The 12,489-nt window shown below is 40.7% G+C and carries 9 protein-coding genes and 2 pseudogenes; 3 read left to right on the top strand and 8 right to left on the bottom strand.

The window, feature by feature from the left end; translation table 11 throughout:
- Window positions 1–126: 126 nt before the first annotated feature.
- The 3 genes and pseudogenes from IEZ33_RS10415 to IEZ33_RS10405 form a co-directional block, all read right to left on the bottom strand.
- A pseudogene (locus IEZ33_RS10415) lies at window positions 127–1,419 on the bottom strand (IS5 family transposase).
- A 130-nt stretch (window positions 1,420–1,549) separates the two neighbouring features.
- Entirely contained in the window at window positions 1,550–2,869 is a 1,320-nt protein-coding gene (locus tag IEZ33_RS10410) for a hypothetical protein (protein WP_191600029.1), read from the bottom strand.
- 8 nt (window positions 2,870–2,877) lie between these two features.
- A complete protein-coding gene (locus IEZ33_RS10405; RefSeq protein WP_191600028.1) occupies window positions 2,878–4,113 on the bottom strand; it encodes an NAD(P)/FAD-dependent oxidoreductase in 1,236 nt (411 codons plus the stop codon).
- Window positions 4,114–4,165: 52 nt separating this feature from the next.
- Between IEZ33_RS10405 and IEZ33_RS10400 the strand changes: the two genes are divergently transcribed.
- On the top strand, window positions 4,166–4,861 hold the full coding sequence (locus IEZ33_RS10400) for an aspartate/glutamate racemase family protein (protein WP_191600027.1): 696 nt from the start codon (window positions 4,166–4,168) through the stop codon (window positions 4,859–4,861).
- Window positions 4,862–4,893: 32 nt separating this feature from the next.
- Here IEZ33_RS10400 and IEZ33_RS20740 read toward each other — a convergent pair.
- The 4 genes and pseudogenes from IEZ33_RS20740 to IEZ33_RS10375 all read right to left on the bottom strand — a co-directional run bounded on the left by IEZ33_RS20740 (window position 4,894) and on the right by IEZ33_RS10375 (window position 9,366).
- A pseudogene (locus IEZ33_RS20740) lies at window positions 4,894–5,898 on the bottom strand (transposase).
- Window positions 5,899–6,011: 113 nt separating this feature from the next.
- Window positions 6,012–7,028, bottom strand: coding sequence for a LacI family DNA-binding transcriptional regulator (locus tag IEZ33_RS10385; RefSeq protein ID WP_191600024.1), 1,017 nt, complete (start codon window positions 7,026–7,028; stop codon window positions 6,012–6,014).
- Between the two features lie 269 nt (window positions 7,029–7,297).
- Window positions 7,298–8,197, bottom strand: a complete 900-nt coding sequence (locus IEZ33_RS10380; RefSeq protein ID WP_191600023.1) for an alpha/beta fold hydrolase — start codon at window positions 8,195–8,197, stop codon at window positions 7,298–7,300.
- 104 nt (window positions 8,198–8,301) lie between these two features.
- Window positions 8,302–9,366: a TauD/TfdA family dioxygenase gene (locus tag IEZ33_RS10375; protein WP_191600022.1), complete on the bottom strand. Its 1,065-nt coding sequence runs from the start codon at window positions 9,364–9,366 to the stop codon at window positions 8,302–8,304.
- A 139-nt stretch (window positions 9,367–9,505) separates the two neighbouring features.
- Between IEZ33_RS10375 and IEZ33_RS10370 the strand changes: the two genes are divergently transcribed.
- Complete coding sequence (locus IEZ33_RS10370; RefSeq protein ID WP_240009502.1) at window positions 9,506–10,303, top strand: helix-turn-helix domain-containing protein; 798 nt, start codon at window positions 9,506–9,508, stop codon at window positions 10,301–10,303.
- A 148-nt stretch (window positions 10,304–10,451) separates the two neighbouring features.
- On the top strand, window positions 10,452–11,033 hold the full coding sequence (locus tag IEZ33_RS10365) for an HD domain-containing protein (RefSeq protein WP_191600020.1): 582 nt from the start codon (window positions 10,452–10,454) through the stop codon (window positions 11,031–11,033).
- 158 nt (window positions 11,034–11,191) lie between these two features.
- Here IEZ33_RS10365 and IEZ33_RS10360 read toward each other — a convergent pair whose 3' ends face one another.
- A complete protein-coding gene (locus IEZ33_RS10360) occupies window positions 11,192–12,427 on the bottom strand; it encodes an alkaline phosphatase family protein (protein WP_191600019.1) in 1,236 nt (411 codons plus the stop codon).
- Between the last annotated feature and the right edge of the window lie 62 nt (window positions 12,428–12,489).

Raw genomic sequence — 12,489 nt, 5'->3', positions numbered from 1 at the left:
GTTCCATAAAAAATGACTAAGTGCAAACAAATCTAAACTGAGATCTTTGCACGAAACGTTCTTAAATATGAGAATATCATTCTATACTCTGGACATGTCATGCTGATGAAACCACGCTTGAAGTAATTAGTCGTCCCTGAATAATGGCGTTTCAGACAAGAACCCCCATGTTATTTTAGACCTTTCCATTTGAAATGCTATTTTCAGCCATAATCGCCTTAAAAATGCCCCCATATATGGCGCACAATAATGCCACTGGAGTAGCTTACGCAGGTTCTGACCACAGGTACTTAAGATCACGTTCATCGCATCGCCTAGTACACCTTTAAGAAGCATCGTCTGAGTTTTCCATCGAATTTGAGATGCCCTATGATGGGTTCTACGCTGCTTCGTGGGATTCCGCGTTTTTAATCTGCTATCAAGACGTTAATGTCTTCCACGTCATACCCTTTATAGCCTCGGTCAACAAAACAGGGTTCTGGTTTTCGCCCAGTGAGGGTTTCTACTTGTTGGAGTTGATCTTTCAAGGTATGTCCATCATACGGATTGCCAGGATAGCTTCTTACTCCCACGATGAAGGAGTCTTTCGCGGTAACGGCGATACTGACTTTCACACCAAATTCGTAGCGTTTATGCGCTTTTCCTTTGGAGATACAGTCCACATTAGGTTCATGCAGGCTGTAGATTTTGTTTTTGCTTTGGCGAGTTTGTTTTAGTAATCGATAGGCTTGGTTAAGTGTGTCTTCCTGTTTTTGGGTGAGCGTTAATCCTTGTTGCTTTATTTGTCTATCAATATCTCACAGGACTCGCCCTAAAAAGCCTTTGACTTACTTAATCGCTTTTCTCATCCGCTTATATTGTTTGGCGTGGCCATAGCGTCCAATTTTTGGCATTAACTCATGGCGGTCTTTGTCGTAGGTTTGTCTTAAGGTAATGTTTTGTTCTTTGGCTACCTGCGTGAGCTGTTGTCGAGCCTTGTTGTAGAGCTTGGCATCTGTTGGGAAGGTCATGTTCTTTTCTTGTACTGTGGTGTCTACGACGACTCGCTTTAAGCTCGCTGGTTTGATGACTTTTAGTTTTAGCCATTTAACAAGGCTAGTTTGATGGCACGGGAAGTCATGTTGAAAAAAGGTTTCGCCACAAAAATACTGGTAATTCAGGCGATTCAAGCCATTGCTCTAATACCATTTCGTCAGACAAGTTATGTAAGTGCTGCAAATACAGTAACCCCGCCATAAGGCGCGTTGTCAACGCGGCTGCGCCAACCGTTGAGAAGTGTGCCCCTAATTCGTTATCCAACAGACACTAATCAATGATTTTAGCCAGTCGAACTAAAGGGTGATTGGGGTTAATGATGTCTACGAGCTGAGGTTGGAACAAACCCTTTTGCGGGACGATCTTTGTCTGACGAGGTTTCATAAAACTCACCCATTCTGCAACTTTTTAGGTCTAAAGGCGTATTTATCGTAAGATTTAGGTATTAAGTATCTTATAAAAACACATTAGATTCAATAGGTTGAGATATTATCAGGGAGAATTAATCAGTCGCTCAAAAGAGGACTAGCACCAACATTCCGAATGCCACGACCACGGCCATCATTCCCCCATATCGCCAGTTTGAACGGGCAAGCTGGAAGTTATCTACACCGTATTTTCCTGATATAGACAGATTAATCCCTGACAATGGACTAATGGCGGTTCCAACAGCCCATGAACTTAGAGAAACGAACGCCAGTAGGGTGTTGTCAGCACTGCCTGCTGGAACAAATGAACTCATTAATGAAATACCAACAATGGGATGTAGCCCTAATAAAGAGATTCCGCAAATCCCGATAAAGCAGATAAGGGCTTCACTAAAGCCAAAACTTGTAAACAGTGACCATTCATTACCAAATGTGCTCATTAATGCCAGACTAATTGCTTTACTAAGAAAGCCAGCAGATAAAAATAATGCGATCTCATTCGCCATATTAGGTAAGCGGATATGAATATGATCTTGAATGCGTGATCTTGTGTGATTTCCGCCGGTTTTTAAGGTTAAGTAAATCACGACAGATAAGGGGCTAAGTAAGGTAACAATAGATAGGATTGGCGTTTGCGTCATAATAAAATAATGAAATACGATCACTAAAAATGCCAACATCACAGGAAAAAATAAGGAGTTTACGGCAATGGGGAAGCCTGAAAAAGAGGTTAGATGATCACGCCTTTTTAATTCCCAAAGAGACAGCAGACAAGAACAAATGGCCATCGGGATCCCTATCATAGCAAGATTATGAAATTCGGCATCAGGTGCAATCGATAGGGCCACAGCGACCGATGCAAAAAATGGAGACCATAGCCCTGCACTGGTTAATGCTCTTACAAGCATAGAGTATTGAGGCATGGTCATTTTTCCGGTTGGTCTTTGTAGCTTATCACCAACAAAAAACGTCGCAGACATATTAATAACAGCCCCCAGCAAGTGGACGCTGAGCCAGGTGTACAAGGCACCTTTAATGCCTAAAACAGGGGGCGATTGTTTGGCTGTATCAGGAAGCAGAGCTAATAGAGAAACGCCTGTAAGCATGGCTACTATGCCTAAATTTCCTTCAAACAGTGAACTCAAATCAATGCTTTCCGCTAAATAGAGATGGTAAATAAGAGCGATTCCGCCAGCGCCAATGAGAAGCCGGATTTGACTTTTATTACGTTGGTTTAATCGCTTCCAAGAGACGATAAAAACACTCCAATAACAGAGGGCAGAGAAACCATATAACCACTCGAAATAAGGAATTAAGGATAATAAAAATAATCCACAGCCAGCGACAACACCGTATCCTGAAAATGTATGGATAGAGAATGGCGAATGGTGCTTTTTTGAAAACATAATATTCCTTAATAAAATCGCGCGGGAGAAAAAGGTGATGCATCAATAAATGTTGGTTGCTGAGAGATCATTTCAGCGATTAATCGTCCTGTTGCAGGTCCTGTACTGAAGCCAATATGTTGGTGACCAAAAGCTAACCAAATATTGTCTTGATTAGGGCATGGGCCAATGGCCGGTAATGAGTCAGGCAATGTTGGTCGATTACCTCTCCATTCGGTATTTTCAATAGGAGCCCCTAAATACGTACTTTGCTGAGCCGATATTGATACTTTATCAAGCTGAACAAAGGAGTCAGGTGCCGTTTTGTCGTTGAGCTCGGAGCCACTAGTAAGCCGGTAACCTTGAGTCGTTGGCGTCAAAACAAATGCACTGTCTACATCATAAATGGGACGAGTTAACCTAGGCCCTTCAGGGAACTGATAATGTCTATGATACCCACGCTCAAAACACATTGGTATGGGTTTTGATACGCATTTAAGCAGATCATTAGACCAGGGACCAGCGGCTAAAACCACTTTATCAGCTAGATATGATTTTTGGCCATGTAGGGCAACTTGATTTCCTTCAATTGACAAGCTCTGTATACCATCACGAATTACCTGTCCTCCAAGTTTTATAAAAAGATTAATATAGCTTTGAGTGACTTCACCTGGATGATCTACTGATACGGCATCTTTAATATGTAATGCACTGCCATAAATGTGCTTTAAAGCCGGTTCTAATATTTGAATTTGTTGTGCGTTCAATATGTCAAAGTTGATACCCAGTTTATTGTATATCGCTTGCTCATAGTCAGTGGCCATTGCACCTTCTTCAGAATGAAACAGTTTCAACCATCCTCCTTCTCGTAGTCGTGACATCCCCGCTGATTGTGTTAACCACTTCTTATGTTCGTCTAATGACACTCGAATAATTGAATCAAGATAGCTAATGTTTCTTTCTGATTTTTTTTCTAATGATTGATATAAAAATTGGCGCGACCAATTTATATTTTTTATTAAATATAAATGATTAAGTCTTACGGCTGGATTTTTGTTAAATATATATTTTTTAAGATTAGGAATTAAGTTCTTATTATTAATTAAATAAGCTGAACTTCGAGTGATTACACCAGCATTTCCAAAGGATGTTTCTTTAACACTATTTTCTTTATCAATTAATGTGACCTTGACGCCTTTTTCAAGTAAATTTAAGGCACAACTTACACCAACAATACCTGAACCAATTACATAAACGTTGATCATTTGAAAAACCTTTGATTAAATTAATTAAAAACTAAACTGTGGATTCATAAAAATGAAAAAAATAAGTAAACCTTTCTCTCTTGGTGTTTTAATGCTTAATACCCATTTTCCTCGGGTGATGGGTGATATTGGCAACCCAGAATCTTTTGCATTTAATGTACTTTATGAACGAGTATCATCAGCTAAAGTAAGCGCTATCGTCACTTCAGAAGGTGTTAACTCTGATATAAAAAAAGACATTTTTTATAGTATAAAGTCTTTAGAAAACAAAGGGGTAGACTTAATAGTAACAACCTGTGGTTTCTTAGGAGAAATGCAGGATGAATTAAAAGAATCCACTAATGTACCAATATTAACCAGTTCTCTATTGACTCTTCCATTTGTTCGAACCTTTATAAATAAAAAGAATGACAAAATAGGGTTATTAACTTTTGATGCAAAAAAACTAAACGAAAAACATTTTGGTGGACACTATAAAAATGATGTTGTCATTGGCGATATTCCTAAAGATGGAGAGTTGTATAAAACCATTAAAAATGATTATCTTAGTTTAGATGTCATTAAATCAGAGAGCGAGGTTGTTTCTTCTGCTTTGAAATTAATTGAAAATAATAAAAATATAAAAGCAATTATATTAGAGTGTACAAATTTATCTCCTTATATTGATGCTGTTAAAACAGCAACAAATTTACCTGTTTTTGATATCATTCAAGCGATTAACTGGTTTAGAGAGACAAAATCAATCTAAACCAGTTAATGAATAAGGGGGAGGCTAAAAGTCTACCCCCAAACATGGCGCGAAATCGTCTTCACAGATTTCTTGTTGGTGGTGCAGCGATACTTTTCTGGACAGTTCTGGCAGGTCAGACTATTCGAGTAGTAGTGACGGTAGCCTTCTCGAGAAGTGGTATTGTAAATGAGCGGCTCGCCTTGCGGACAGAGGTAGACATCTTGCTCCCTATCGTACTTGTATTCGCGTTTATAGAAGAAGCCTTTCTTATGATTAGGACGACGATACCCCACCACCGCATAAATGTTTCGCTCTTCCAATCCATGACAAACCGCAGAGGTAAAATAACCAGCATCGTGGACATTCCCCGCCGTGACATGAACATCGGTGATGATGTTGCAACGTGCATCGACAGTTCGGTGATCTAATTAGAAGTACCCTTTGGGCTTAGTGTCTCGTACCATATAGCCGCTATCTGGGTCTGTTGTACTCTGCTTGATCTCACGAGTTTCCACCTTGGATTTTTCAGGCGGTAAAGGCTTTTTTCTATGAGCGAGTCGATCCTCCTCAATCGCCTGATCGAGTTCGTCCATATACGCCTGACGCGTCTGTTCAACCACCGCTTTCTCGAAATGCATTTTGTTGGCATTGGCCTTTAAAAGAGTGAAATCCGTGTAGAAGGTGTGTCCACCTACCAACTTACGTTTCATTGCTTGGAGTACAATTTGATCAAAAATCTGCTGGTACACATCCGATTCTTTAACGCGGCGTGTACGATTAGCACTTAACGTTGAGACATCAGGTATCTTGTCTGTCAGGACTAAGTCTAGGAATAAACGGTAAGCCACATTTACCTGCACCTCTCGAATCAACTGAAGTTCACTACGAATACCAAAAAGATAACCAATAAACAGCAGCTTAAACATAAGGGTTGGATCGAGAGCGGGACGACCATTATCGGCGCAATAAAAATCCTTAACGAGATCACTGGGGACGAGCTCATTGATGGAAATAACCTCTAAAGTCGACTGGGTTTGGGGGCGTTCTTTAAGCATGCTGTTATTATAAAAAAACCCCGCCGAATGGCGAGGGCTTTATCAGCAGTCTGGCTAACAAATAGATGTTAATTATCAGGCTGTATTTGTATATTGAATGTTTTTGGCCTTATCTAAGGAAGGTTGCGATCTTTTACGGTTTTTCGTTGAACTAAATGGCTTGGGATTTGGATTCTTTCTGGAGGGTAGTTAGGTTGCTCTATACGATTTAAGACGGCTTTCACTGTTAAAGAAACCATGTCGTCAATCGGTTGGCTCATGGTTGTTAGGCTGTATGAAGGCGCGGCGCCTAAAGGAACATCATCGTAACCGATTACTGAAACATCTTCTGGGACTTTTAGTCCTAATTCGTATCTTAATGTATCAATCACGGCAAAAGCCATATGGTCACTGGCAACAAAAAGGGCATCTGGTGTTGTTGTTTTATCTGCTGTAAACATTGACAGGGTGGCTTGCCTAGCTTGTTTTTGGCTGTAATTACCGCTTTCAATTGAAAAGAGGCTCATTTGATGATCTTTTAAACCATCCACCAATCCTTTTTCTCGGTCTTTATTGGTCGAGGACTCTACAAAGCCTGAAATGTAACTAATTCTTTTATGTCCAGTTTTAACGAGATAATGGGCTACTTTTTTACCGCCTTCATAGTTCGCTGAAGTCACTGAGGTAACATCATCCGCTTTTATAGCCCGGTTAAATAGCACCACAGGTACAGCAAGTGAATGACAGGCTTCTATCCAGTCTGGTGATAAAGAAACAGAAGCTAAAATAACCGCGTCAATCTGATATTGTAAAAACTCTTGAACAATTTCATCGGCTGAACTTTGATGGTCCGAAAAAAACATGAGGCTATGATAGCCTTTAGCTTGAAACTCACGTGACAGTTTTTCGAGCGCAAGAGGGTAATAATGATTTTCTAAATAACCAAAGACAAAACCAATAATTTTACTTTTTCTAGTAATCATGGAGCGTGCCATGATGTTGGGTCGATACCCAAGCTCTTTTGCTTTAGATAAAATAAGCTCTCTTTTTTCAGAGTTTATAGACGATCCTGGTGTAAAAGCTCTGCTTACCATGGATTGGCTAACGCCAGCGGCTTTGGCAACATCAACTGAGCTGGTTTTCTTCTTCATATTCAAATAGCTTACTGTTGTTTAATTGGGGAGGTGGAAATCGAGTGTCGCCAATTTCCCCTGATTAATCGATAATATCTTATTTTACTGGCGAGCAGCATAAATGATCAACTTTAAAGTGTTTTTTCAGAGTGTATATTGATCTGAAACGAGCACATTTGAGTCAGTTTATTTATCAAGTGTGTTGGCTAGTTTTGCAGTCAATAATCTGATCACAGCCGGTTTGTGAGTTAGCCGTTGAACGCATGGTAGGAGAAGTGTGACTATGATTAAATTCGCTGCAAGATAATGTTTGCACATTCTTCAGGGGTTTCTATTGGTAGTAGATGACCATGATTAGGAAATAGCGTTAACTGCTCAGTGGGGACAATGCCTTGCCAGCTGGAGCGCACCTTATCGCTAATAAATAAGCTGGGTTTACCCAATAAAATTGTGTAAGGCATATTGATTTTATTAAAGCGTTTTAAGGCACCTGTAATATAAGGGGCACTAAAGTAATTTGCTAACTCTTGTTTTGGTGGGAACAACATGGTGTAGCCTTCTTCATTCGATATCGATTTAGGCACCAAGCTGTGTTTAGCAAAGGTACGTAAGTGCTCATCGGTTATGCGTTTATAGGCACGGTGTTGGCGTAAAAACTGATAATAGTTTTCGGTACTTTCCCAGTCTGACTGTTTTTTTAGAGTGCTTTTAAACGGTTCTTGGTTCAGTATAAAATACCTTGGTATCCACTTGATAAGTTTATAAACGGATGCTTGGATTCTAGTAAAAGTGACGGGTTCTATTATGAAAAGTGCAGAAAATAAATCCGGCCGTCGGACCGCGGCCAACATCATGGCTGACGCACCTTGTGAGTGACCAATACCTATAATAGGCTTACTTTGAGTTTGTATTAAAAACTCAATTAACATGTCGGCGTCTTTTTCACGGGTGAGTACTTTATTGTTCGGTTGATCAAACCAATAGCCACGCATGGCTAAACTGGTCAGGTTTAGCTTTGTACTCAATTTTGTTAATAGAGGTTCGTAAACCCCTGCAGGAAAACCGTTTCCTCCGTAAAAGTGAGCGCTGGGCTTAGAATCATCAATACTTTCTGACATTAATGTAGCAAAGTCATAGTACCGTGCTTGTTTGTTGTGTATTTCAATGGATTTAACAAACCTCTCCATTTTGTCGAGTTTTCCTTTTGATCGTTGATGTTAATTAAATCCCCTTTCAGTTTAATGATTATAAGGATGGAAGACAACAAACTGACAAGACGGTTGGTTGTCGTTTAAACTTCTTTGGCCGCTAGCGTAGCCGCTGTACTCTTCAAGCCATCTCTATCTGCATAGCAGCCTTGTAAGTGGCGTGAACCAACAGCCTGTATTTCACGTCCATGCAAGACTCTTTGGTTATCAAATACAATCAATTCGCCTGATTCAAGTGTTGTAGTAAGTTTGCCGGCATCACTGTGTAAGATAGTTGCAAACAATTGATAAGCCTCATAGAAGCTAGGCATAATGTCAAAAGGTACATTGATTGGCGCACAAGATCGATTGTTAATGCGCACAGCCATGACTTGATTTTGCTTGTCGGTCTCTATCATATAGCCCAAATGTTCAAGAACTGCGTCATTGCTGGCAAATCTAAACTTCGCTTTATAAGTAGACAGCAGTTCAAATGCTTCAGGGTGTTCTTTTTGTAAGATGTCTGCCGCTTTAAACCCATCAGCCAAAGCGGTAACACCACCGATTTCGGCTTTCATTAAGCAATGCAGCAGCTGCAGTGTGGGTACAGGGTCGCGGTATGGGTTATCGGTGTGTAAGCTTAAAGGCAATGGAGTGAAGGCTAAGTTTTCCGCTTTTTCCACACTGACTACTTCAAATAGATCACCATAGTTCGTGTTTCGAACAAAGCCAAACTCAGAGACTACGTTTAATATCGTACCGGGTTCAGTCGGTACATTGTATAGCTTTCCGATACCAAATTGAATGACATCCTTTAACCAAGAAAGCTTAACCGCATCGTCTTCCAGAACTTGCGCATAATCATAACTTTTCATTTGAAAGTCGCTTCCCCAAAGGGATGCGCTGTTCACTGAAGCGGGTGCATTGTCATAGCAATTAGCCATTAGAAAATCGTGGGGGTAGAAGGAGTCATGCTCATCTGGTGTGTCCCAAAGTACTTCCAATCCCTCATTGGTTATTTCAGACTTCAAGATGGCGATGTTCGAATCGAGTAGCCATGTTTCGTGTAATCTTTGGCCGCTATCATGTTTACATTGATGGCATAGGCAATTATCACGTAGCCATAAATAATGAAAACGCTTCGATTCATAAATTAGAAAATCATTCATAGAGATACCGTTTGAGTATTAAAGATTAAGCGCTGTATGCACGATAATTGAATATTTAGGATTTTAAAAAGGATGCCCCTTTATTAACAGTATAAAAAAGGGTTAAATATGTCTTTTTATGATTGTTGAGAATAAAGTTATGTTGTCGACTCATTCTTTAGATTTGAAAATCATTCGTTCTTACTGGCAAAGCCCCGATAAAAATTGGCTCTATCCAAGTTACCAAAGACCCTATAATTGGTTGATTCATACTCTGTCAGGAGAGGGGATCGTAAGAATGAAAAACCACAATATTGAGCTGCTGCCGAATACGCTCGCCTTACTGCCTCTCAATCAACAATGTCATTATCAATGTATAAAACCTATGGAAATTGGTGCCTTTGCGTTTACTCTTGAATTGCCATCAGGGGCAGATGTATTTCAGCTTTACCAGCCTCCAAAGCACCCTGTAGATTATTCAAACGAACAGCCCATTTCAAATATTATCAAATGGCAAAATAAAGACGCCGAAGCGAACGGAAAGTACTTTCAAGCTCTTGCAAGCGCCTATCAGCTGTTAACGCCTATTATTGAGAAAAGTCAGGTTTCAAAGGGTATAGAGATGCACTATTTAAGGCTTGAAAAGATTTTTAGCTACATTGAGCAGCACCTGACTGAAGACATTCAAATACCTCAATTAGCAGCGATACATGGCACGTCTACGGCCCATTTTAGTCGTTGGTTTAGCTCGATAGTAGAGACCTCTCCCAAGCAGTACATTAACCAAAAAAGAATCGACCTCGCCTGCAAAAAATTACTATTGACCGATCATAGGATAGACAGTATTGCCTACCAATGTGGCTACGAAGACCCGCTGTATTTTTCTAAAAGTTTTAAACGTATTACGAGCTTAACACCGCGAGATTACAGAAAAACGAAACGCTATGATTTGATATAAAAACGCTCAGTTTACGTGACACTGCGATCACTTTTGATTGTTTGGATACTCTTTATAGGCACTTTTCTGTCCGTGATTTTCTTGCTATTAATTATGCAATATTATGATATATTGTAAATCATCATTTAAGTAGGGTTGAGCTTTTGATATGAGTATAAATACAGCGGGACGCTCAAGTTTGACGCGTCAAACGATCGTTCCTTTTTTGTTGGAAATTTTTGAAACGAGAGGGCCTGAATCCTATTTAGGGGAATCAGTATCTATGGCAGAACACATGGAACAATCAGCCGCCTGCGCTTACGAAGACGGTGCCAGCGACGAGCTTATCATTGCCGCGCTGTTACACGATATTGGTCACTTCATCGGCGATTTTGAGTTGGACGCACTTGAAAATGGCATTGATAACTTCCACGAGGATTCTGGCGCCATCATATTAGAGCGCTTCTACCCACCAGAAATTAGTGAGCCTGTGCGTTTACATGTGGCGGCTAAGCGTTATTTGTGTACGGTAGATGACCATTATTACGACAAACTGTCTGCGGCATCCGTCAACTCGTTCAACTTACAAGGTGGTAAAATGAGCGCGTCAGAGGTCGCTGAATTTGAGGCGAACCCTCATCATAAAGCCGCGATTAAACTGCGCCATTACGATGATGACGGTAAAGTACAAGGCAGAACGATATATAAAATTGACCACTATCAACCGCTTTTAGAAAGCTTATTGTCCTAAGCTAAGCGAGTGGCGATACAATCGAGCGGCATGCTTTGTGAATTTGAAGAGCCTATTGGTCGTCAGTAGATTGGCGCTACGTGTTTTACTAAACCACCTAAACAAGGGGCAATGTTCTTGTTTAGGTGGTTTTTAAATCATCTTTGAGACACAAACCGCTAAATGATTGAAGTGGCCGTCCAAGGCGTTTCCACGCCCAGAATAGCGGCAATAGTTGGCGCTATCTGTATTGCCTCTGCAAAGTCTACTGTTTGTTGTGGGATATTTGGACCTGAAAAAATGCAGAACCGATAGTCTTCTTCAGTTCCCGGACGCATTCCATGATTGGAGCGATATTTAGAAATACCACGTATCTGTCCGGTGTTTTTTAAATCCGACTCGAAACTAATATATTGCCCCTCCGGACAGCTAAAAACTAACATTTCAGACTTTATATCGTCCGGTAATAATGGCTTGCTCCAAAGCTCCATACCTTCAGCTAGCATTCTTTTGGTGACTTCAGTTGCTTCTGCTGCTGACCGGGGATTAACGAAAAGCATGCTGCCTTCGCTAGACCAACGAGTTCCTTCAGGCAGCAACAGATCGCAATGTATCGTTTCTTCCATCAGTGTATGCCCATGATCACTCATTACGGCAAAATTGTAATGCTCAAGTTGTCCAGCATTGCGCAAACGTTCAATCAAGGTGCCTATTTGAGCATCTGCAATGCGTAACGATAGCTCTGTATTTGGATCATCTGTACCAAATTGATGCAAATAATAGTCAGTAACGGCAATCTCCAATAATACTAAATTTGGAGTTTGTCCGGATTCAATCAGCTTAGCGGCCATTTCTATTAGCTGAAAATCAGCCAAGCTGCCTAACTCCAGCATTCGGCTACGGTTGTCCATTGGGTTAACTAGGTCATCTTTTGATAAACCCGCTTGACTGAGTCTCTGTTCAGGGTCTAAGTTTTTTCCTTTCATGGTCCAACGCTCATTCGCTTCATGTGCGTGGTCGTCACGGCCGCGAATCATGACATCATCAACCCACCAAGGGCTGATATATAGGCTGCAATCTTCCGGCCGTACCATTCCAAACCCCATATTGAATACATCCCCCCCAGCCTCATGGGTCAATGATGCAATGGTTTCAGTGCGCACGTCATAGGGATTGGACCATCTAAATACATTGCCATCCCAAATCTTATTGCCATAAATTCCATGCTCACTCGGTGGGCGCCCAACAATCATTGAGGTTCTTCCAGGGTAAGAGGTGCCGCATACTTCGGGGGTGAGAGAGGACACTTGAGTCCCTTGCTGAGCTAATCGATTTAAATGTGGTAGCTTATCTCGCATTTGATGGAATTGTTTTGAACTAATACCATCAATCATTATTACAATAAGTTTATTCATGTCTGTCACAATCCAAATAAGTTAATAACTACCCGCTATCTATTTAACAGTCATCTTTCAAT

It is taken from the genome of Marinomonas algicola (assembly GCF_014805825.1).
Classification (GTDB): domain Bacteria; phylum Pseudomonadota; class Gammaproteobacteria; order Pseudomonadales; family Marinomonadaceae; genus Marinomonas; species Marinomonas algicola.
Note: the sequence above shows the minus strand (reverse complement) of the source record. Positions and strands in the feature narration are given on the sequence as shown.

Excerpts from the sequence above, each read along its gene's own strand:
- IEZ33_RS10410 (WP_191600029.1), bottom strand. The coding sequence starts at position 2,869 with ATGTTTTCAAAAAAGCACCATTCGCCATTCTCTATCCATACATTTTCA.
- IEZ33_RS10385 (WP_191600024.1), bottom strand. The coding sequence starts at position 7,028 with ATGAAGAAGAAAACCAGCTCAGTTGATGTTGCCAAAGCCGCTGGCGTT.
- IEZ33_RS10370 (WP_240009502.1), top strand. The coding sequence starts at position 9,506 with ATGTTGTCGACTCATTCTTTAGATTTGAAAATCATTCGTTCTTACTGG.
- IEZ33_RS10365 (WP_191600020.1), top strand. The coding sequence starts at position 10,452 with ATGAGTATAAATACAGCGGGACGCTCAAGTTTGACGCGTCAAACGATC.
- IEZ33_RS10405 (WP_191600028.1), bottom strand. The coding sequence starts at position 4,113 with ATGATCAACGTTTATGTAATTGGTTCAGGTATTGTTGGTGTAAGTTGT.
- IEZ33_RS10375 (WP_191600022.1), bottom strand. The coding sequence starts at position 9,366 with ATGAATGATTTTCTAATTTATGAATCGAAGCGTTTTCATTATTTATGG.
- IEZ33_RS10380 (WP_191600023.1), bottom strand. The coding sequence starts at position 8,197 with ATGGAGAGGTTTGTTAAATCCATTGAAATACACAACAAACAAGCACGG.
- IEZ33_RS10400 (WP_191600027.1), top strand. The coding sequence starts at position 4,166 with ATGAAAAAAATAAGTAAACCTTTCTCTCTTGGTGTTTTAATGCTTAAT.
- IEZ33_RS10360 (WP_191600019.1), bottom strand. The coding sequence starts at position 12,427 with ATGAATAAACTTATTGTAATAATGATTGATGGTATTAGTTCAAAACAA.